We start from the raw sequence: 526 nt of genomic DNA on the forward strand, positions 1-526 counted from the left end.
CTCAGGGGCTATTGGCCTGCGCGCCGGGGGAAGCTGTATCAGTGTTGGGTTATGGATTTGAGGCATCATTAAAAGGGGAAAATATGGGGATTCTGGTGCAGGAAATGACGCGGCTGGCGAAACTGGCGGGCGGCAGTCACAAGACTGTCCACGATCGTATCGCGCTGGCGCAGCGTTTTTGTGAACGTCTGGTGATGGCGCAGAATGTGCAGATCCGCCGGGTGGAGCATCTGAAAGCGCGGCATATTGAAGGTTATATCCGCGAGCGACTGGCGCAGGGCATTACAAAGCGTTCACTGCAAAATGAGATGGCGGCGATCCGCTGCATGTTGAAACAGGCCGGACGTGACAGGCTGGCGCAGAGTGAGCGGCTGAACAACCGTTCGCTGGGATTGTCTGGCGCATCCCGTAATGGTACGAAGCTGGCTATTACGCCGGATCATTATCACTGTGTGCTGGAGATGGCCCGCGCAAAAGATCCGGGTCTGGCGGCAGCACTGGAACTCTCCCGTCTGATGGGGCTGCG

The 526-nt window shown here is 57.6% G+C and carries 1 protein-coding gene; it reads left to right on the plus strand.

Features of this window, described 5'->3' with window-relative positions; translation table 11 throughout:
• Positions 1-83: 83 nt before the first annotated feature.
• Positions 84-526: phage integrase N-terminal domain-containing protein (locus FDX19_RS05280; RefSeq protein ID WP_249357527.1), on the plus strand; the 443-nt coding region annotated here is incomplete at its 3' end.

Origin of the sequence: Citrobacter sp. wls619 (genome assembly GCF_005281345.1) — a bacterium.
GTDB lineage: Bacteria > Pseudomonadota > Gammaproteobacteria > Enterobacterales > Enterobacteriaceae > Citrobacter.